The following is an 18644-nucleotide window of genomic DNA, read 5'->3' as shown; positions in this document are numbered from 1 at the left end:
AAATCTCGGGTTATTTAATGGTTCGCCCGATGTCACCGAACGCAAAAAAACAGCTGCCAGGTATTCCTGACAGCTGGAGCGTTGCTTACTTTTTGGAACCTCCAGGTATTACAGCTCCAAGAATCTGCTTGGCAGTTTGCACAATGACGCCAGTTTCATCCGGATCACCTTGCAGCAGGGTCGAGGCAAATTTCTTCGCCTGCTCGAATTTGATATGCGGCGGCAGCGGTGGAACGTTCGGGTCAGTCTTGAATTCGATCAGCACGGGAGTATCTGAAGCCAACGCTTTCTCCCAACCATCGGCAACGTCTTCCTCGCGATCTACGAAAATGCCCTTTAGTCCGATGGAAATGGCGAACAGGTGATAAGGAACATCGGGGATGTTCTGCGAGGCTTCGAATTTTGGATCACCTTCCATGACTCGCTGCTCCCATGTAACCTGATTGAGGTCTTCATTATTGAAAACGGCGCAAATCCATTTTGGGCTTTCCCACTGCCGCCAGTATTTGGCAACGGTGATCAACTCGGCCAGGTTGCTCATCTGCATGGCGCCATCACCCACCAGGGCAATCACGGTGCGTTGTGGGTGAGCGAATTTTGCTGCAATCGCATAGGGAACAGCGGCGCCCATGGATGCCAGGCCACCGGAGAGCGAACACATCATGCCGCTACGGATCTTCAAGTCGCGCGCGAACCAGTTGGCGCACGACCCTGAGTCACTGGTGATAATGGCGTGTTCAGGAAGACGTGGTGAGAGTTCGTAAACCACCCGTTGCGGGTTGATCGGATTAGCCTTGGCCAAGGCGCGTTTTTCCAACGTTTTCTCCCAAGTGGCGTGCCAGCCTTCGACCTTTTTACGCCACTTGCGTGAGGTCTTATGCTCCAGCAATGGCAGCAGCGCCGCCAGAGTTTCGGCGGCATCGCCCACCAGATTCACCTCCATCGGATAGCGCAAGCTCAGCATGTCCGGTTGAAGATCAATTTGAACCCCGCGCGCCTGGCCTTCTTTAGGCAGAAATTCGGAATAAGGGAAGCCTGACCCGATCATCAGCAAGGTGTCGCACTCGGTCATCAACTTGTAGCTGGGCTCGGTACCGAGCAAGCCGATGCTGCCGGTGACCCACGGTAAATCGTCAGCCAGTACCGCTTTACCGAGCAAGGCCTTGGCTGCGCCGGCACCGAGCTTCTCGGCAATTGCAATGACTTGATCGGTCGCAGCCAACGCACCAGCGCCCACCAGGATGGCGACCTTCTCGCCGGCATTCAGCACATCCGCCGCTCGCTGTAGATCCGCCTCATACGGAACAACCCTCGGCTTGCTATAACCAACCCCTGAATGAACGGTACCGTGTTCCCTGCCGGGCGCCTTGTATTCGGCTTCCTGCAAGTCATTGGGTAGGATCAGTGCCGTCACCCTACGCTCGCCAATCGCAATACGCACTGCCCGGTCAACCAAGTGACGGACTTGCGACGGAGTCGAGGCTTGTTGTACGAACGCTCCGGCGACATCTTTGAACATCGACAGTAAATCCAGCTCTTGCTGATAGTGTCCCCCGAGGGCTGCACGCGCTTGCTGTCCGACAATGGCCAACACCGGCATATGATCCATTCGTGCATCGTAAAGACCGGTGATCAGATGCGAAGCACCGGGGCCAGAAGTCGCAATGCATACGCCTAGCTCTCCCGTGAACTTGGCGTGAGCGGAGGCCATGAACGCTGCCATTTCTTCGTGCCGGGCCTGAACGAATTCGATCTTTCCTTGGGCACGACTTAGCGCACCAAAAATCCCGTTTATACCGTCACCCGGATAACCAAAAATCCGCGTTACGCCCCATTGGCTGAGTCGTTCAACCAGAAAATCGCTGACTGTCGTTGTCATTAAGATCCTCCTGTCACCGATGCGTAGAGATGCTGCTGGAACGCCGTGGCAGCTCAACCAACCTTGTCGTTGTCCTGTTCAGGCGTTTCAATACCAAGTTCTTCAGGGGCTTCGTGCGGATAACCAGGTAACCCACGGGCGTCATTCGGCCCTTGGCGACGGCCTGACGGGTTCTTTTTCTTGTCCCAATCGGTGGTGGCATTCGGGTCTTCATTACGGCCAGCCGTGCCTATCACGCAGCCATCGTCATTGGGATTGCCCAGATCCTTGATGGGTTTGTTCGGGTCAGTAGATGGATCGGTTTTCATAGATGCCTCCAACGCAAAGTCATGAGACTTTTTGGATGCAGGGTCAACGCCAGAGTGCAGCTCAATTGACGAATGGTGAATGCGACTGTCACTACCGATTTTAAGGTCAAATTGTTGAGATGAGTCGTATTGAAAGGTGCAGCTCTCAAGCGGGAGAACCCATGACCCCCAGACCGAAAGGATCTAAAGCATCGGAAGGCACGGGGTATACACTCATCGGTGAGCCCCTAGCCAATGAATTAGGTTAAGCCCTATCAAGCGCGTACCTCCGCGGCGCTTCCTCAATACTCTTTAGACAAAAGTCATTTGGCTGGCTCCCGTCGAGACAAGCCACATGCTATCTACTTTAGAAATCCGTCACTTGATAGAACAAAGTTTTCTGCCCACTCGTTGCGAATGCACAATCGATTCGGGAACCGCTCTGACGGTGCGATTATTCCACGACACTTCGAATCAAGAAATTCTTGTTGTCACTGGTATCTCTTTAGCTCAACTGTGTAACGGGCTTGCCATCGCAGGTCTTGTTGAAGGACTACGACAGGATCTTGAACTCGTTTCTTGTGCTCCTGGCTATACAGTTAGTGATCCAGGTTCTACGTTGCACCGTCGGTGATATGACGTTGACTGCTCTTTAAACTGATGGCAATGCTAAGCTTTAATTTCTTCGAATGAGATGAAGTACCCCCTATCGACATCTCTCAAACATTCGAGAAAGATTATGAAGCGGATCCTGATCAGTTCTCTCACCCTAGCAATCATCGGCACGATCACCTATGGACTGCTCCAATGGAGAGCCATCGACAAGCAGAATCAAGAATTTTCATTCAGTGAAGCAAAGCAAACCTTAAAAGGAGTGGAGATTCGCGCGCGAGCGTCGGCTGCCGGGATGACCGTAGAGGCCTACGCTAATGCTGAAGAGGAGGAAGTGGCGAAACTGATCAGCGCCCTCGAAGGTGCCACTAGCGCGACGGATATTGATTCGGTCATGGAAAGTCACGCTGCAGCTATAAAAGCGGAGGACGCCGCTGTTGAGGCAGAGGTGGATGCTCGAGGAGATCAAGCATTCCTCGAACAACGATTAAAGAAGCAGCGGATACCCGTCGATGTTAAACAACAGCTCGAACGCGCCGCAAAGGCAGTCAGTATCACTTGTAGCTAGCGCCCTGTGATACATGGCCCCCTTCTAAAGCTGTCTCCCCAGACTAAGAGCCTACAAAAACAGGCCCTCGAAATGCCCTCTTTTGTACTCAAACCAGAATCACTTGATCAGCCAGGACTCAACGATCGCAGAAGGGATTAAAAAAAAGTCTTAATAAGCTTTGTTCTCAACCAAGCAATTGCCGCCATCCACCACGAGCAACTCACCTGTGATGTAACTCGCTTCAGGTGAAGCCAAGAATACAACGGCAGCGGCCACTTCCTCTGGCCGACCCGCCCTTCCAAGGGGTGTAGAGCGTGCTGCTTTTACTTCATCAGGAGTGCTCGACCCTGTAGCTATCCAACCAGGGGCTACCGAATTCACCGTGATACCAAATTGAGCAACCTCAAGGGCAAGGCTCATGTTCATCCCTACCATTCCGGCCTTTGCTGCACTATAAGCAGCCTCTCCTGGATTACTGGCTCGGGTGCCTGTAGTTGAGCTGATGTTCACTATGCGGCCATATCCTCTAGCCCGCATCCCAGGCAACACCCCTTGAGTTAACAGGAACGCAGTAGTCAGATTTCTAGCGATGGAAAGATTCCAGGTTTCGAGGCTCGTATTCGTGAACTCGGCGAACGGTTCAGGACTCCCTTGCATCGCCATACCGGCATTATTTACAAGAATATCGATGCGGCCCCAGACGGCCTCAGCCCAAGCGACGAACTCACTAACCTGAGCTTCCTGAGTTAAGTCTACCGGTCGACCCTCTGCTTTGAAGCCGGCGGCGCGTAACTCCGCAACCCGCTCAGAGATGCGTGCGCTGCTTGCCGTGACGATCAGCTTGGCCCCTTGAGCCCCAAGACGATGGGCAATTGCCATACCGATTCCGATCTGACTGCCCGCACCGCTCACGAGCGCCACCTGCCCTGCCCAGCTTGAATTCATCGTCCTTGCCTCTGTTGAAGGTTTGCGAAGCACACGAATGGAGGTGTAGCAGATAGCCGGAAACGCCGGCTGGGAATTTGGTTGCTGAGCTCGACAACTGCAAATAAAAAGGGCCCTCGAAGGGCCCTTTTGTACTCAAACCAAGATCACTTGGTCAGCCACGACTCGACAGTGTCGGAACCGTATTTCGCTTTCCATTCCTTCAGCGTTTTGTGGTTGCCGCCTTTGGTTTCCACGACTTCGCCAGATTCCGGATTTTTGTAGACCTTCACTTGGCGAGGCTTGCGGGTGCCGCTCTTCGACTCAGCAGTGGGTGCGCGACGATTTGCCTTTGGATCAAGTAGGTTGACGATGTCTTTTAAGCTGAAGCCGTACTTCGCCAATAAGGCACGGAGCTTTGTTTCGAATTCGATTTCGGCCTTCAAGCCCGCGTCACCTTTGAGGGCTTCGAGTGCTTGAAGCTGTTCAGCTAGGTGTTTTTCGAGCTGACGGAACTCTGCGAGCTTGGACATGGGAAATCTCTCCGTGATTGTTATTCTAACGTTACACCAAAAACTCCAATTTGCATGAAGCGAGGTGCGTTTACTTTACTCATTAAGTCGTCTCCGTTGCAGAATTAGCACTTGAGCAAACGTACATTAATAGACATTTGGCGACGAGCGAAGGCTCGTAATATCGCAACAGAACATTGGTGAGATGGTGCCGCATCTGACTCTGGTTTTCGGAACGGAATTGTCATCGGTGGTGTCGTTTGTATTAGACACCTTGGTGTCGGAATCCCGTTCAGATAAAGAGGTAGTTTTCATGAACAATATCATCTACATCGTTGGGGCAGTGGTGATCGTCCTAGTCATCCTGTCGTTTGTCGGCCTTGTATAGTCAGTCTGCCCCAGCTGAAGCCCATTCTGGTGACGCCGCTAGCGGTTCAGTCCGAGCTAAACCACGGTACTCAGAGTAGTTTGAGACATGTATCCGACGACTCCTGACGGTCGCTATTTTGTAGTCAAAGGACAGCTGTGGCGCTGCAGCAACACCTCGCTCAATGAAGATGTGCGGCAGCGCTTGGTCAAAGACTTGATGACAGCGCGGCGTGATGTAAAGGCAACGAAAGCATCTGGCGATGATGGAGAGCTGACAGTAGCCCGGGAGCATGTCCAAGCGGCAAAGGTGGCGCTCGGGGAGCGCGGGCCGGTTTGGTGGAACGATGGCAGTCCGGACTTCAATAGGTATCAGGTGGCCAATACACCTTATGCGGAGCGGTACCGCTCCCTAAGCACCAATCGCTGACCAGCACCTATAGCTTCGCCACAAATCCTTGACCACCACAAGCGGCGCAGTCCTCCTGAAGCTCGAAGCGATCAAGGCATACCGGGCAGACACGAAACTTCGCTAGGTTAATCAATGGGCGAAGCTTTTCGAACGAGCGCAAGTCTCGGCTTTCTTTGGCCACGAGAGCGGTGTCGATCAGGCCACGGTAGACATCTGGATCGTCCGTTGGCTCCCGGAAGATTCCTTCGATAGTCCGCCCGGTTTCGACGAGCTCGAACCGTTGCCCATCAGGCAAAGTTAGCGTCAGCCCTTTGATCCCCGCAATCACTCCGGATGGGCTGAAGACTAGATTCGCGCCATCCGCATTTCGGTAAATCTTGCCGTCGTACGTTGCGATGTTGGCCTCAGCAAGAGTGCTCGTGTGGTAGAAAATCGACCGCCTGACTATGCCCAATATTTCTGCACTGCCATGTTTCACAACGTCGTACGCCGATGCACCGCAGTATCGAGCTGGAGCGTCAATCAACTCTTCTACAGCGTGCCAATAGGCAGCATTCGCCATTTCGTTCATGTCGAAGCACTGAAGCTCATCAATGAGTCCTTCGGACGCTAGCGTGGCGGACATTTCGCGGAGCGTTTGCCGGTGTGCTTCTGGGTTCTCCATACGAAAATCGTGGTCGTCAAGGGTTGAGCGCCATTGCTGAAGCCTGAGCGCCTTGGCCTGATCAAAATTCATGGATTGGATTCACTGCACAGATACTGGTTTTATGTACAGTATTACAAGCGATCGACTCGAGCTAGTTTTAGCCGACGAGTCGCAGATCAGGCCCTTCCCTGCCACTTCCGGAATGGGTAGTTTCGCGGCCCTGATTTACTCGTCCTCCGTTGAGAGCGGTAAATTGAGGTCAACATCCACCTGACCGACTAGCGCAATGATGCGATCGACCAGACGGGTATCTACGGGCTGAATGAGCTCCGGATGCGCAGTCATGTCAGCCGCCAATAGCTCCAGAGTTCGGGATGCGGAGAGATGCGCGTCCATCGGGTAGATACGCGCGGATGCGGTCTTGATCTGAATGCTGTTCGCAGACGTGATGATAGGGATAAGAGGATCATTCATGACCAAATCTTATCTGCAGGTTCGACGTTGCAGCAACTGCGGGATGTCCTCCCCTTTTACTGGTGACGTGTCGCTCCGGAGCCCAACCAGTGGCTTTTTTAAGCGATAAATTATGGCTCATCAATAATTATTGCTGAGCCATAATTTAGGATAATTCGGTTTTGCTGACTTTTCGAACGTTCCTGTCATTCGCCACCGCCGCCTCACTTGCAGTACACCGTCCAAAGCTGATCAGCACGCGTAGTGAAACTCTGACTCATTATCTCTCGGCGCATCCCCCATTCCGGATCGGTCGGCACACTCGCTACCCGCAGGGTGCCACGCCCCCATCGACTGTTGATGGCATCCAGAACACCCATCACTTTCTCGCCGCAGGCTAAGGCGCACCTCCTCCAAGTCGAGGAATTGATTTGGAACGAGCTTCAGCGTCTCAAACCCAATTACACACCCATTTACACACCCATTTACACCCATTTAACAACAGCGTCCGGCAAGTGCACCCTACGTCAATGCAGCCCCCGGGCCCATCCACCGCACTAACAATGCGCCTGCTACCAGTCCTGCCGTGATGCAGTCGCTTCTTCGCGTAAGCGCCTAGCCCTTGCCTGGAACGGTGTTCACGCGGAAGAGGACTACCTATGAACCAGCCAGCAGCAAGCGATTAAGTGTGCGCATGATAGCCTCGACTCAGATATCACTGTTCTGAGAACTCACCTTGAGCACAGCTAGCCTACCTAACGATTTCAAAGCACTGATCAACGCACCAAAATTTTCGGACGACCCGGTTGGTCGGCGTCAAATGAAGCGGTGGCAGCTCATCGCTGAAGACATCTTTAAAAGCACATCCAAAGAGGCATTGCTCGAAGCTAGGGGCAGAGCCGAAGGCTACATCGATGGCCTAGTGGACGCGGGGCATTTGTCGACGAGAGACACCGAGCGCGACTATCTCATTTTGAGCATCGTCCAGCGGCGGCGTGAGTTTTTGCAGAAACTGCTGAACGAGTACCGTTACTGAGCCCAGGCAAGCAGTGAATCCGTCCGACGGCAAAAATGGTCATCACAAGACAGAGGCAGCCGCTGCATTTGTGAATGGACGTGAGGAGCTCTCAGTCGTCGCCCCAGGGATCGAATTTGTCCCCATACCTAGCGTGTAACGCGCGATTGCGCTCGATTCGCCTCATCCACGGATCGTAGTCCGCGGGCAAAGCGGTGAGCTTAGCGCTGATGATCATTTGCACCGCGTCGTCACGCAGTAACCTACTGGTCAGCTGGCGGTATTCGCCACGCGTAACCACACCATAAATAGCATGATTATCCTTTACATAGAGATCGGTCATTCCTACCCGCATATGGCCATATTTGTGTACGTCATCCGGGTAGATGTCCTCTAGGCTGAGATATCCCATACCAACTCCGAGCTAAGAATGTACTCGCTGAATAGCACTGCCTGTACGCTCCGCAATGTTCAAAGGTGCCACCGATAGCGTGCACCATCATTGAAGTCGTCCCTTCGCGCCAGCGCCTACAAAAACCAGCTAACAACAAGCGATTTAGTGTGCGCATGATAGCCTCAGCTCAGTTATTACCGTTCCGAGAATCCGCTTTGAACACACCTGACGCACGTGCCGATTTCAACACACTGATCAACGCACCGAAATTTTCCGACGACCCCGTTGGGAACCGCCAGAAGAAGCGGTGGCAGCTCATCGCTGGCGACATTTTCAAAAGCACTTCCATCGAAGCCCTGCTGGAGGCGAGAGGAAAAGCTGAAGGCTACATCCATGGCTTGGTGGACGCCGGGCATCTTTCAACAACCGATACCGACCGCGACTATCTAATCCTGTGCGCGGTTCGTAGGCGCCGTGGTTTTTTGCAACAGCTGCTGAACGAGCTCGGTTACTGAGCTAAGGCGAGCGGTGACTCCGCTCGATGGCGAGCATTACAGGACAGATGCCGCTTGAAGCGCTCCGCATGGTGAACTCGGAGCGCAGCAGACTAAAACCGTAAGAGGCCTAGCACGCGAATGCTCAGAGGTCTGACGGAGCTCGAGCAATGAGCTTGTCCTGAATCGACTCCCATTCCTCCAATGAAATGAACACCGCAATCCCGCGTTCTCCATCAACGAATACTGGTTTGCGAGTCGTGATCAACTGATCGAGCAACTCGTCAAAATGGGCTATTGCCCTAACGACTGACCATCGTTCATCTGCCATATGACTCGGCCCTACCAGGTAATCAAATGATGGCTTTCATACTGCCGATTAGAATCTATCGGCGGACTGGAGGAGCTTTAAAAAGCTAGCTCTTCCGAAGTCTCGCCTGAAGCTAGCGATGACGTAATTACCATCTTGAGTATCGAGCAACCAAAACCGGCCTTCTTTTCTCGCTGACTGAATTTTACCTGTGAGGAGAATGGAACCATCCGCTCTGTGGTAAGCATCGTCATGCTTCGAATGGTCGAAAGACACCCCGAAACATTTGTCATCTGCGATCATCGCGTCGCTGATAAAAGCGGTGATGGGTACGCTGTATTTTCGAAGACTTGCTCGCACCAAGCGCCTCATTTGAAAGTCGCTCACATCCTTACTATGAAACTCCACTTCGATTACTTCAGTCATCCGGCCAACGCTCCAATACGACTCTGTATAAATTGCCGGCGAGCATCGCTCACCCTGCTTTCATCGAAAAAGCAGCACCAATGCTAGCCTCTTTTCTCTGTCCTGCCCCTAGCAGAAGGTAGACCGTACTGTTGGTTTCAAACATGCAGCCTTCTGCGAAGGATTTTCCGAAATTACTGCGTACCCACATGCCCGCCTGAAATCGATTTCGACTATCAAAAACGACTTCATGCGCGAACAGAGTCGCGGGCAGTAGACCGAGCCCGGTGAGCTTTTCTTTCTCATCAGGGTTAACCGTAAGGTCGATCAAATTCCATTGCCGAACAACGCAGAATGCTTTGCCTGGGAATGACTTTGCTGCTAAATAGATCAGGTCTTCCTCAGACCCCAACCAGCCAGCCATCTCCGCGCCTGCGCCGTAAAGTAGCTGCGAGATTTCTTCTAACGTAACCATGTAATTTTCTCGAATTCGTACGCAGCGAAATTCAGTTCGCTAAGGTTCATAACTGAGAGACGGCTCATCAAATCTCGATCAGAAAATCCTGATCGAAACCGGTCTCTTCGGTCGGGTATCCGCGAGGATTCGACACAACTCGGCATCCTTGTTTAACGAAATCCGCAGCGATGTGGGTATGTCCATAGATCCAAAGATCGGCCTTCTCCAAAAGCTCAGGCCAATTGTTTGCGTACGCAGCAATGAGATGTGCAGGGAAATCCCTACTCACGTGTTCCAAAGCGGGTGCATGGTGCGTGACGACAACAGTTTTACCCACGAAGGGCTTGTCTAATTCGCCAGTTAGCCAGGCGTACGCCGCCTGAGATTTAGCGATCAAGTCATCAGGACGCAAACGTCGGAAACTTACATCGGTTCTGATCACGGTGAAATCATTCATCCAGTCCCAAGCAATACGTTTTGCGGCCACGACATCACCCGTCGATGAGTAATCTGTCTAGGCCGTTGTGACCAAAAACCGGGTTTGATTTAGGATCAACGTTTCGTTCTCGAGTACGTGCACGTGAGGAGCTGCGGCCTCTTTCATTTTTCGCAGCGTGTGATCAATGTGACCACCGTAAAACTCATGGTTGCCACACGCGTAAATCACTGGGCACTGGAATGCGTCGTTTGCCCACTTCACGCCACGCGATTTGATATCAATGTCACCAGCGAGAATGACGACGTCCGCGTGGCTAAGGGTGGGCTCGAATCCAGCGAAGCCGAGGTGCAGATCTGAGTAGATTTGGATCTTCATGGATTAACCATCTGGTGGCGTTGTCGTGGCAGGGTTCACTTGCCTCTATCAGAGCGTCACTCTTGTTGGGGTCTGATAGTTGGCGCTATGGAAATGCTTCCCGGCAGCAGTCGTGGCGTCGTAAATCATTCGAATATTGCTGAGCAAACCTGCGTCGGTCACACCGGGAGAGCTGCTGTAGATTGCTCCGCTATCGACTTTATGAAGCAGTACGCACTCACCGTTTCCGTCGTAGCCGACGATCGCACTGATCAACTTTTCCATACGTTCTAAAGAACTCCCATTCATGCAAGGGGGAGTCACAACCTGAACCACCTCAATCTTGTGCTCTGGGCTCCGCTGCGAGAGTAGGTGTTTCAGCATCGAAGGGTCTGATGGCATCAATTTTCTGAACCGAGCCCTCGCTCCTTCACAAATGCGAAAGCGAACGTGATACCAAGAATCTTCCGAAAGTCGCTCGACCATCCGCCAAGCCGTGCGGCCAGGCCCGGGAAAGCCCGGTAGGCCGAGAAGACAAGTTTCATCTGAAATAAACATGATGGTTATACCCGTAACATCAATATCTGGTTTGAGAGCTCTGAAGGCGTGAGTGATGCCATAACACGCCCTACAGCGCTTCTTCTGCATTCAAAGAGCCTGGGGAATGTGGCTTTCGGACAAAAAGGAATGAGTCCTTGCCGGCTTTTCGCGTCCATTTCGCCAGGTGTCAATTTATGCCTAATGTTTTTGTTGCATCCTTCTTGAAAGTATGATTAAGACAAGAAGACGATCACGATAGCAGACCCAATGGCTCTATGTACAGAGTAGCTGGGTCAATAATTTGCTGGCCTTATCCTCCGCTTTGAGGACAAGTCGTCATGCTGACTCAGAGTCTCGCAGTGGTGCTTCGCGCGCTACGAAAAACTAGAGAGCTCACTCAGGAACGACTCCCCTCTAGTAGGAGCTACGCCTTTGCCTTGGAGTCAGGCGCACCGAAAAATATATCGCTAGGCAAGCTACAGGAGCTTTCAAAGAGCCTTGAGATCACGCCCCTGGCGCTTATGGTGTTGTGCGAGTCTATCGAGAGTGGACAGGACTCTTTGGATGTCATAGGCAAGCTGAAGGAGGAGCTTCGTCATCTCCGCTCGATCGGCTTAGATGAAGAAATACGCGAGGAGCAGCGAAGCTCCAGCCTCGTATCAAAAGCTAAGGCTCGCGAAATTGCTGACAGCAAGAGACTCGCTGTCAAGCGTCTCAAAGAGGAAGGTAAATCAAGAAAGGAAGTCGCGGAAGCACTAGGTATTTCAAAGTCTTCCGTACAGAGATTCTGGGTTTGATTGTTGCCATCAACTCATCTGGACTCGAGTCATCGCTGGCTAGATGTGTTGAAACCTGTAGCGGACAAAAATAGCGAGCTGTCTCTGGGGAGAAGGAAGATTCTAAAAACCGGTGTGTATCAAAGAGCTCATGCGTGCGTCAGCTAGACGAGAGAAATGTGGTGAGTCTCTCCACTCAATCCATCGTCGTCATTGGCAAATCTTGGAATGAAAGGTGGGGACAATTTCAAGCGACGTTTTCTCGGTGACATCGTTCTGACAGCCTCCGCTACCTCAACACGCGGCTCTACATTAATTCGGCAATTACAAGTAATGCACTGATTCGGCGTTAATTCGTAAACCTCAAATGTAACTAATTCCACTTTTGGCCAAGTTAGGGTACGTAGATCTGCTTTCGCAGGAGTGCTGCGAGCAGTCCGTATCATCCGTGATGGACGGTATACCGACCTTTTGGACACGCCGCTCGTCTTCGGAAAATTGCTGAACTCGAGACTGCCCGGACGTGCGATTCATCAGCAAAGCTGTCCCACTCTGACACCACCGGAAGTATGAGCCTGACGCGGGAGCAATTTGAGGCCCGCGACTTCTTGGTCATGAGATCTCCTGGTAGACCGCTGAGCGCTGACATTTTGAAAGTGGTAGCAGCGCTTAGGGCTGAGGGATTAACAGTCCATCAGGCTGCCACTAGCTTGGGGTTGACGTCAGCAATGGGTACGCTGAAAAGCGACCAATTACGGCGAGAACTAAACAACCACGATAACAGGCGAAAGTTTACTAGATTTCTATGTTAGCTGTCTTAATTTGTTTAGAATCGAGATTATATAGAACACAAAGTACATTTTCGACTCTAACAAAAGATTTGGCTTTAGTGTCATTCATATTGACAGTAAGCGAAGAGGCGAGAGACTGCCGACAAAGACTTTGACTGCTATGTATAAGCAAGGACGGATCTTCCATAAAGAGATGGCTATCCCAAAACTCGCTAGCGCTCATTCTCGAACCAGTTTGATAAACACCTGAATTGTAAACCCAAACCCTCCCTGAAAATCTATCTAGACAAGGCATGCAGTGAGCATCAGTAACGCGATGATTTCTTAGACTGTCCCAATGTCTATAAAAATCACTTAGGATGCAGATAACTTCATATTCGAAATCGCTACGAACACGCAAGCGATCTTTGTAATTCATCTTCCAGAACCCTCCCACATCCAAATGTTTATTATTATGAAGCAAATCAAATGGAGTGACATGCCAATGTTTTGATACAACCAACAAATAAGACATTATACATGGACATATGGTATTGGCGTTCAGCCTATACCATTGAGGCTGACTCAGCTTTCTCATCCTATTAAAGCATTTCATATGAAAGCGCACAAATCGGCGATAAATATACCTGCGGAGCGATTTCAGACAGCTCCTCATTTCGCTATCTCCGATTTCAGGCTCGAGTTTCTCGGATTTCGAACGCTGCATGCTATGATCGTAGCTCAAGAGAGGCTTTTTAGATCGTGGCAACAATAAAATTGTAGCCTCTCGTCTCCGCTCATGGTTAAAACCAGGTGGGCCTATGCGTTGAACCAAATAATCAATCGCAATTGATACATCCATGAAGTCATTGTTGACAGTTGTAGCAATCACCTCATATGCTGACTGACCGAGCAATGCGATACTGCTTTGAACCCATTCAATAAATCTTACTACCCAAATTTCAACCTCATTGAGAAAATTAGGTGTCATTGGGTTTGATGGTACAAGGTCAAGCAAAACGCTCAAATGCGCGCATTGATTTGCAAACTTGTAAATTCCCTGTCTAACTGGGAAATCAATATCAAGAGAGCGCGTGCATTTGTCGCAAAATTCAAGTGCAAGGCCATGCCAGGGACAGTGAGTAATCCGAGAAAAATAGAAAACCACTGAATGATATCCCATCCCGATGCATTCAGGACAATGGCGAATTCGCATTCTGTGCCAAGATGTTAGATATTTTGAATGATACTCGCCTGGAAACCATCCATCTACAAATGAGTATTTGAGTGACCCTGAAGCAAGACTCATAGCTAACTCTAATTCTTTTATATTAACATTGTTTCCAGACTCCCAGAAAATTCTCTTATAACTCTGATCTGTACAAGGATTCAAAAACTCCTTCATGCGCCTGCAGCCTTTAAACCTATTCCACTTGAGAAGATCGATAAAAATAAGCCAAGAGGATGCATATGGGAACCGACACCCTGAATGAATGAGAGTCTTACTCTGCGACATTAGCATGACCAGCACTCGCTTTTTTCAAGTTCGCGGCATAGCCGGCAATCTGACACTCCTTAATAGCTTTCGCTAAGCTTTTTGCGTCAAGGGTAAAAAATGGGCTGTCACGTTCATGCGCCCGATATAGAATGAGTCGGAACACTTCAAATGCACAAACTGTGGGAATGCACGGCAAACTGCTAGAGACCCTTTCTTCGTCCAAAGCAACAAATATTTCATGAGCGTGATTTGCCAACCTAAAACCAGCTTCATAGGCCATTGGAAGAAAAAAACGAGTATATGTGCACTGGCTTCCAACAGGGTAAGTTAATACGTCATCATATGGAGCGATTGTCAGTCTAATCCATTCCTCATTATCGCAAAAAGGCACAGCCACAACCTCATTAAGAAATCTAATGATTAGCTCGGGGCGCCCGGACTTACGCAGATTGTTCAAACATACTTCGATATCAGTTTGCGCAAACCCAATGACTGTCATGCTAATGTTTCTTACGGCTAATTCGTTCTGTAGAAACCGAAGGCACTCAAAATCATCATTTTTCAGAGCTTGCATCTCGTCGATAAACAAAACGACGTGCCTTCCTTCAATTAATTTCAAGCGACCATTAATAGTTGCTATCACATCCTCACGCGCTAGATCCAAATTAAATATCTTTGGCATTTCTAGCCCAAAGGTTCGAAACACGTTTCGTATGACATTTTCATGCTTATATGGATCAACCGATATTTTTATGATTAAGCGATCTTGATAATCTGGGTGCCCCTCTAGCGCAGCAACGCAACTATGAAGGATTTTCGTTTTACCCATCTGTGGTAACGCGTTGAAACACATGCTCTTTTTGTGAAGCATCACAGCATCAAGGACGATGCCGATAACCTTTGGAATACTAGGCGTATAGGTCGTAAACTCATTCGTTACCAAAGGATGATGTCGTATTAAGGACTGACGGGCTTCGTGATCACAGGGGTCGAATTCGTTCATAATCAAGCATCACCTGATTTTCTTAAGCAAGACATGAATATCAAAATCTAATGCTGACACAACCCAACCACTAGCGGGCGAAGCGGCTGGAGGTGCCACTGCATGCTGTTCTAGCGGTGCACTTGAGTCCGCATATTTTTTTACAGGATTCTCTACAGGTTCACCGCTGGCTCTAGAAACTTCATGCCTAAGGCGATCAAGTTCCGCCGCGGATTTCCGATTTGCTTCAGAGATTAAAAAATTAGTGTAGATCTTGATCAGATTACCGCCATTGACAAACTCTTGGACTCTTCTGCACTTTAGTCTATTGATGCTTATACGGGTTTTCCTTGAGTGGAGCTGCTCCCCCCAGTAGCTCTCAGCGGTCATCCACCCCAACGGCTCACCATTTAGTAAAAAAGCATTAAAACCTCTTATATCAGATTCGTTCACCTCGATGATAATTTGTTGTCCAATAAGTTGGAAAACTCGGTCAGGGTTGGTGAATCTATACCTCACTCTTTCAAAATTGATAAAGGGCCTCGGGCTAGCTCTGATAAAAACTTTCTCTCGGACAAGAGCAGTTCCGAGTAATGCGAGCTTGTCCGCAGGAAGGACACGGGCAAGGAAATGGCTATCTCTTTTGGAAAGATAATGTTCAATAACCTGCTTGGGATTAGAAAATCTTAAGCCCTCGGATGACTGGACATTAAAATTTGCGAAAGTCACGTACGTTAAATGTTCCAAAACGTCGCTAGTTATGCGGAATTTTATCGATGCTTCGATGGCGTCTTTGGCGCGACCTTTACCAGGGCCAGACCCAACAGTACTTCTCAAGCGGTGAGAAAGTACTGACTCAAATACCCCGAAACGACTTTCTATCAGCGCTCGCCTTTCGAACTTCTTTGGTACTCCATAATCAAATGCGCAGCCAGTCTCCTTCCGCAAATCGATACAAACTTTGTCCCCTAAATGCGCCCAAGCGTTATCCATGCTAATAAACGAAGGAGGCGATTGAGCGAGTTCAGGAAACATTTCAGCTACAAATCCCGCGCCGGGATTCGGCGCTAGGTTTGGAATAACTTCTACAGGCTTTGGTAGAACCTTCGATAAAGCTTGTCGCACCAATGCCGAAATATCATTCGCTGTAACATCCCCACCATAGACGACCCGATACCATACACAAGCCCGGGATATGGGCTCAAGAATAAGAAGCACGTGTAATCGTGTCACAGGTACAAACGATGGGACCCCTTGATCATTTAATATTTCTATTGTGCAAATGTGGTCATAGGTGTGGCTATCAATCATCCAGCAATCATTGAAGTCCTTAAACCCAACTAGTGGAACCTTACCCGTTCCGACAGACAAGTGCGCTATCTTCGCAGCGTCCCCGCTCATACGAACAATTTTCTCACTATTCGCATTTTGTAATTCTTTTACATAAGTAGTGATACTCCTGACCCCTAACAAATTGGTATTGAATGGCCATTCTGTCTCTGGGTGGTGGTAGCTTTCAAGCAATTCTATGAATTTTTTATGGACGTCCTTAGGGCGATTGCAAAATTTTTCTAATTCAATTTCTTTTTTTTTATCCTTGCTTTGTACCCCGGCTTTCTTATCCTGGGTTACTACCTTTACTTTTAATATATAAGCATCCAACGTTTCTTTCAGTTCTGTATAGCGATGAAACGTTTGGCCTAGTATTCCGGCCATACCAGGATTTTTCGAGCCAGAGGAAAGGCACTCTTTCTTATTCCTCACATAGTCTTTTATGGAGCGATTTTTTATTAATGCTCGATAACCATAAGGCAGCCCATCCGGCGCTATAGTCAGACATCGGTTAATAATCTTTCTAAGGAAATTACCCCCCACCCCTGTTGCGACAGTAATTTGCTCCAGCGGTTCTCCTGTCAAATATCGAGTGATCGCTTGTTTTCTATGCTTGAACGTCGCCGCATCTTCAGCTTCCAACAGATCGTCACGTACTTCTTCCCATGGCATCGACGCGGCTATAAGCTTAATTTTCTCAGCCCTAGAGATTCTGGATTTCATGGTGTTTTCCACTGAGTGTTAAGTCCAAAACTTTCCTGGCCATCGACAATGATATTTCCTTGGAGAACGCATCTACAAATAGCGCCGACTGCTAGCGCGGTATCTGCGATAGACATCGAATCTAAGAGGCTTCCAATGGTACCGCCACGACAAATGCTGATTGAGATGCCAACCTGTCCCATTTCATAGCTGAGGTCGTAACCTCTCACCTGAGATACGAATGCAATGACTTTTAGCCAGAAACTAAGTGACAACTTAGAAAAAGCCTGTAGGTGAGCGGCCGGAACAACAACCAGACGACTCTTCTCAATACGATTCTCTACTTTGTATCGAACAGGTACGCTGACTTTCTCACAAGAATCATACTGCTTTGAATCGACTTGCTGGAATTCAATCGACCCATCTACATTCTCAACTCGAATTACAGTAATTTCTTCAAAGCTCTCACCTGTCTCTTGAAGTGAGATCTCGACTTGGAAATCCATTGTGAAGTGCCTCACCTGTGGCTGTGTCTCCAACTCGGAGACCCAATGCAGCATCTCGAGATCACCAATTATCGGCACGTCAAGATTGAGCTTTAGGCTGTAGAACAACCATATGTTGGCTTGTCCTGCAGTTTTTTTCCGAGTCCGTATGAGACGATTCCGCAAATGTCCCTTCACCGCCTTCGTCGACTTCATGGAACTGCACCTGCTGCATAGGTAAAATATTGCTTCTTTTATTCTACGCGCGATGAATTTAGGTTGAGAGACCATTTCGAACCTAGCCAGATCTACGCAATTGCGATCGGCGATAAAAATGACTATTTCGGCCTAATTATGTATTTTTCTCTCTGTATTTCGAGAGGAAAAAATCGCAAGCATTCAGTTATGCTGACAGCGATACAGATTCACTTCTATGCGCTGCAAAGTAGCCAATTTTACTTCCAACAACTTGAAGCAATGATGAATGTTCAACTTGATTTTTTATCTTGAAATCGAGGTTAAGATGATGATCTGTCGGCATTTAGTTTTAGGGGGGAAAGGACTTGAGTTACTTCGGCGCTCTTTTGTTGGCTGACGATTTCCATATCGGCAAAAATCAAGCCCTGGCGAAATGGCTTCGCTGGCCAGACCGAATCCTGATGAGCCCGTCATCAGCCGATGACGCTTTCCAGATTCCGCCAGCTATGTGCATTTGCAAACTCCACCCGGCAACAACGTCGTTGCGTTTTCAATGTGCCGGCTGGGAAAATCAGTGAGTACTCGATGGCGTCACCCAAATGGTAGTAATGCATCACGCCTGACTGGTTGGGGGAAAATGTCCTGTGGGCGAATCTTCAGCCATCCGCAATATCGTGAGCCGTCCCTGTTGGTCGGTATGGCTTGTTTGTCGGAGCGTAACGTCGATGGTATTCGCTGCATCTGGTGCAGTGCCAGTTCGAGTGCGACGATCAATTGTCCGGCTGAGTCCGTCGCGCACTGCTAACGTTTTTTGGCTTGTATTTACGTGTTTTCGCCGACGATAGGCGATTA

Annotated in this window: 20 protein-coding genes and 3 pseudogenes; 6 read left to right on the top strand and 17 right to left on the bottom strand. The window is 49.5% G+C overall.

Annotated elements, in window-relative coordinates; translation table 11 throughout:
- Positions 1-85: 85 nt before the first annotated feature.
- On the bottom strand, positions 86-1879 hold the full coding sequence (locus D8U18_RS20410) for a thiamine pyrophosphate-requiring protein (protein WP_131108309.1): 1794 nt from the start codon (positions 1877-1879) through the stop codon (positions 86-88).
- Positions 1880-1932: 53 nt separating this feature from the next.
- Positions 1933-2187 (bottom strand): hypothetical protein, encoded by a 255-nt coding sequence (locus D8U18_RS20405; RefSeq protein WP_131108270.1) that lies wholly within the window; start codon positions 2185-2187, stop codon positions 1933-1935.
- Between the two features lie 334 nt (positions 2188-2521).
- Here D8U18_RS20405 and D8U18_RS20400 point away from each other — a divergent pair, with 334 nt between their 5' ends.
- Entirely contained in the window at positions 2522-2800 is a 279-nt protein-coding gene (locus tag D8U18_RS20400; protein ID WP_131108269.1) for a DUF1652 domain-containing protein, read from the top strand.
- 105 nt (positions 2801-2905) lie between these two features.
- The gene (locus tag D8U18_RS20395; protein ID WP_131108268.1) at positions 2906-3346 is read left to right on the top strand and encodes a hypothetical protein; all 441 of its coding nucleotides are present in this window, start codon (positions 2906-2908) and stop codon (positions 3344-3346) included.
- Between the two features lie 150 nt (positions 3347-3496).
- Here the strand turns inward: D8U18_RS20395 and D8U18_RS20390 are convergent, their stop codons facing one another.
- On the bottom strand, positions 3497-4273 hold the full coding sequence (locus tag D8U18_RS20390; RefSeq protein WP_131108267.1) for an SDR family NAD(P)-dependent oxidoreductase: 777 nt from the start codon (positions 4271-4273) through the stop codon (positions 3497-3499).
- Between the two features lie 146 nt (positions 4274-4419).
- Positions 4420-4785: a histone-like nucleoid-structuring protein, MvaT/MvaU family gene (locus D8U18_RS20385; protein WP_131108266.1), complete on the bottom strand. Its 366-nt coding sequence runs from the start codon at positions 4783-4785 to the stop codon at positions 4420-4422.
- Between the two features lie 454 nt (positions 4786-5239).
- On the opposite strand from D8U18_RS20385, the gene D8U18_RS20375 reads away from it, so the two are divergent.
- Entirely contained in the window at positions 5240-5560 is a 321-nt protein-coding gene (locus tag D8U18_RS20375; RefSeq protein WP_131108264.1) for a hypothetical protein, read from the top strand.
- A gap of 7 nt (positions 5561-5567) precedes the next feature.
- Here the strand turns inward: D8U18_RS20375 and D8U18_RS20370 are convergent, their stop codons facing one another.
- The 3 genes and pseudogenes from D8U18_RS20370 to D8U18_RS20360 form a co-directional block, all read right to left on the bottom strand.
- Entirely contained in the window at positions 5568-6278 is a 711-nt protein-coding gene (locus D8U18_RS20370) for a hypothetical protein (RefSeq protein ID WP_131108263.1), read from the bottom strand.
- Positions 6279-6413: 135 nt separating this feature from the next.
- Complete coding sequence (locus D8U18_RS20365; protein WP_131108262.1) at positions 6414-6662, bottom strand: type II toxin-antitoxin system PrlF family antitoxin; 249 nt, start codon at positions 6660-6662, stop codon at positions 6414-6416.
- A 203-nt stretch (positions 6663-6865) separates the two neighbouring features.
- Positions 6866-7030: pseudogene (locus D8U18_RS20360) on the bottom strand (DUF4113 domain-containing protein); the annotation flags it as partial.
- Positions 7031-7377: 347 nt separating this feature from the next.
- Between D8U18_RS20360 and D8U18_RS20355 the strand changes: the two are divergent.
- Positions 7378-7677, top strand: coding sequence for a hypothetical protein (locus D8U18_RS20355; protein WP_131108261.1), 300 nt, complete (start codon positions 7378-7380; stop codon positions 7675-7677).
- Positions 7678-7768: 91 nt separating this feature from the next.
- Here the strand turns inward: D8U18_RS20355 and D8U18_RS20350 are convergent, their stop codons facing one another.
- Positions 7769-8068 (bottom strand): hypothetical protein, encoded by a 300-nt coding sequence (locus D8U18_RS20350; protein ID WP_131108260.1) that lies wholly within the window; start codon positions 8066-8068, stop codon positions 7769-7771.
- Positions 8069-8265: 197 nt separating this feature from the next.
- Between D8U18_RS20350 and D8U18_RS20345 the strand changes: the two genes are divergently transcribed.
- On the top strand, positions 8266-8565 hold the full coding sequence (locus D8U18_RS20345) for a hypothetical protein (RefSeq protein WP_131108259.1): 300 nt from the start codon (positions 8266-8268) through the stop codon (positions 8563-8565).
- A 358-nt stretch (positions 8566-8923) separates the two neighbouring features.
- On the opposite strand, the gene D8U18_RS20335 is transcribed toward D8U18_RS20345, so the two are convergent.
- The 4 genes and pseudogenes from D8U18_RS20335 to D8U18_RS20320 form a co-directional block, all read right to left on the bottom strand.
- Positions 8924-9280 (bottom strand): hypothetical protein, encoded by a 357-nt coding sequence (locus D8U18_RS20335; protein WP_131108257.1) that lies wholly within the window; start codon positions 9278-9280, stop codon positions 8924-8926.
- Positions 9281-9329: 49 nt separating this feature from the next.
- The gene (locus D8U18_RS20330) at positions 9330-9734 is read right to left on the bottom strand and encodes a hypothetical protein (protein WP_131108256.1); all 405 of its coding nucleotides are present in this window, start codon (positions 9732-9734) and stop codon (positions 9330-9332) included.
- A gap of 67 nt (positions 9735-9801) precedes the next feature.
- Positions 9802-10530: pseudogene (locus D8U18_RS20325) on the bottom strand (metallophosphoesterase).
- Between the two features lie 48 nt (positions 10531-10578).
- Positions 10579-11157 carry a hypothetical protein gene (locus D8U18_RS20320; protein WP_131108255.1) on the bottom strand — a complete coding sequence of 193 codons (579 nt, stop codon included), beginning with the start codon at positions 11155-11157 and terminating at the stop codon, positions 10579-10581.
- Positions 11158-11387: 230 nt separating this feature from the next.
- Here D8U18_RS20320 and D8U18_RS20315 point away from each other — a divergent pair, with 230 nt between their 5' ends.
- Entirely contained in the window at positions 11388-11846 is a 459-nt protein-coding gene (locus D8U18_RS20315; protein ID WP_131108254.1) for a helix-turn-helix domain-containing protein, read from the top strand.
- Positions 11847-12620: 774 nt separating this feature from the next.
- Here the strand turns inward: D8U18_RS20315 and D8U18_RS20310 are convergent.
- The 5 genes and pseudogenes from D8U18_RS20310 to D8U18_RS29080 all read right to left on the bottom strand — a co-directional run.
- Positions 12621-14000, bottom strand: a complete 1380-nt coding sequence (locus tag D8U18_RS20310; RefSeq protein ID WP_131108253.1) for a hypothetical protein — start codon at positions 13998-14000, stop codon at positions 12621-12623.
- A gap of 97 nt (positions 14001-14097) precedes the next feature.
- Entirely contained in the window at positions 14098-15096 is a 999-nt protein-coding gene (locus D8U18_RS20305; protein WP_131108252.1) for an ATP-binding protein, read from the bottom strand.
- Between the two features lie 9 nt (positions 15097-15105).
- A complete protein-coding gene (locus tag D8U18_RS20300) occupies positions 15106-17130 on the bottom strand; it encodes a hypothetical protein (protein WP_131108251.1) in 2025 nt (674 codons plus the stop codon).
- Positions 17127-17810 (bottom strand): hypothetical protein, encoded by a 684-nt coding sequence (locus tag D8U18_RS20295; RefSeq protein WP_131108250.1) that lies wholly within the window; start codon positions 17808-17810, stop codon positions 17127-17129. The genes D8U18_RS20300 and D8U18_RS20295 overlap by 4 nt, the downstream gene beginning before the upstream one ends.
- 285 nt (positions 17811-18095) lie before the next feature.
- Positions 18096-18450 (bottom strand): annotated as a pseudogene (locus D8U18_RS29080) (cupin domain-containing protein); the annotation flags it as partial.
- Between the last annotated feature and the right edge of the window lie 194 nt (positions 18451-18644).

Origin of the sequence: Pseudomonas sp. Sample_10 (assembly GCF_004321495.1) — a bacterium.
Taxonomy (GTDB): domain Bacteria; phylum Pseudomonadota; class Gammaproteobacteria; order Pseudomonadales; family Pseudomonadaceae; genus Aquipseudomonas.
The sequence above is the reverse complement of the archived record's forward strand: the minus strand, read 5'-3'. Positions and strand labels throughout refer to the sequence as shown.

What these genes read in the sequence shown, in the direction of transcription:
- D8U18_RS20410 (WP_131108309.1), bottom strand. Translation starts at nt 1,879, where the DNA reads ATGACAACGACAGTCAGCGATTTTCTGGTTGAACGACTCAGCCAATGG.
- D8U18_RS20405 (WP_131108270.1), bottom strand. Translation starts at nt 2,187, where the DNA reads ATGAAAACCGATCCATCTACTGACCCGAACAAACCCATCAAGGATCTG.
- D8U18_RS20400 (WP_131108269.1), top strand. Translation starts at nt 2,522, where the DNA reads ATGCTATCTACTTTAGAAATCCGTCACTTGATAGAACAAAGTTTTCTG.
- D8U18_RS20395 (WP_131108268.1), top strand. Translation starts at nt 2,906, where the DNA reads ATGAAGCGGATCCTGATCAGTTCTCTCACCCTAGCAATCATCGGCACG.
- D8U18_RS20390 (WP_131108267.1), bottom strand. Translation starts at nt 4,273, where the DNA reads ATGAATTCAAGCTGGGCAGGGCAGGTGGCGCTCGTGAGCGGTGCGGGC.
- D8U18_RS20385 (WP_131108266.1), bottom strand. Translation starts at nt 4,785, where the DNA reads ATGTCCAAGCTCGCAGAGTTCCGTCAGCTCGAAAAACACCTAGCTGAA.
- D8U18_RS20375 (WP_131108264.1), top strand. Translation starts at nt 5,240, where the DNA reads ATGTATCCGACGACTCCTGACGGTCGCTATTTTGTAGTCAAAGGACAG.
- D8U18_RS20370 (WP_131108263.1), bottom strand. Translation starts at nt 6,278, where the DNA reads ATGAATTTTGATCAGGCCAAGGCGCTCAGGCTTCAGCAATGGCGCTCA.
- D8U18_RS20365 (WP_131108262.1), bottom strand. Translation starts at nt 6,662, where the DNA reads ATGAATGATCCTCTTATCCCTATCATCACGTCTGCGAACAGCATTCAG.
- D8U18_RS20350 (WP_131108260.1), bottom strand. Translation starts at nt 8,068, where the DNA reads ATGGGATATCTCAGCCTAGAGGACATCTACCCGGATGACGTACACAAA.
- D8U18_RS20335 (WP_131108257.1), bottom strand. Translation starts at nt 9,280, where the DNA reads ATGACTGAAGTAATCGAAGTGGAGTTTCATAGTAAGGATGTGAGCGAC.
- D8U18_RS20330 (WP_131108256.1), bottom strand. Translation starts at nt 9,734, where the DNA reads ATGGTTACGTTAGAAGAAATCTCGCAGCTACTTTACGGCGCAGGCGCG.
- D8U18_RS20320 (WP_131108255.1), bottom strand. Translation starts at nt 11,157, where the DNA reads ATGCAGAAGAAGCGCTGTAGGGCGTGTTATGGCATCACTCACGCCTTC.
- D8U18_RS20315 (WP_131108254.1), top strand. Translation starts at nt 11,388, where the DNA reads ATGCTGACTCAGAGTCTCGCAGTGGTGCTTCGCGCGCTACGAAAAACT.
- D8U18_RS20310 (WP_131108253.1), bottom strand. Translation starts at nt 14,000, where the DNA reads ATGAAGGAGTTTTTGAATCCTTGTACAGATCAGAGTTATAAGAGAATT.
- D8U18_RS20305 (WP_131108252.1), bottom strand. Translation starts at nt 15,096, where the DNA reads ATGAACGAATTCGACCCCTGTGATCACGAAGCCCGTCAGTCCTTAATA.
- D8U18_RS20300 (WP_131108251.1), bottom strand. Translation starts at nt 17,130, where the DNA reads ATGAAATCCAGAATCTCTAGGGCTGAGAAAATTAAGCTTATAGCCGCG.
- D8U18_RS20295 (WP_131108250.1), bottom strand. Translation starts at nt 17,810, where the DNA reads ATGAAGTCGACGAAGGCGGTGAAGGGACATTTGCGGAATCGTCTCATA.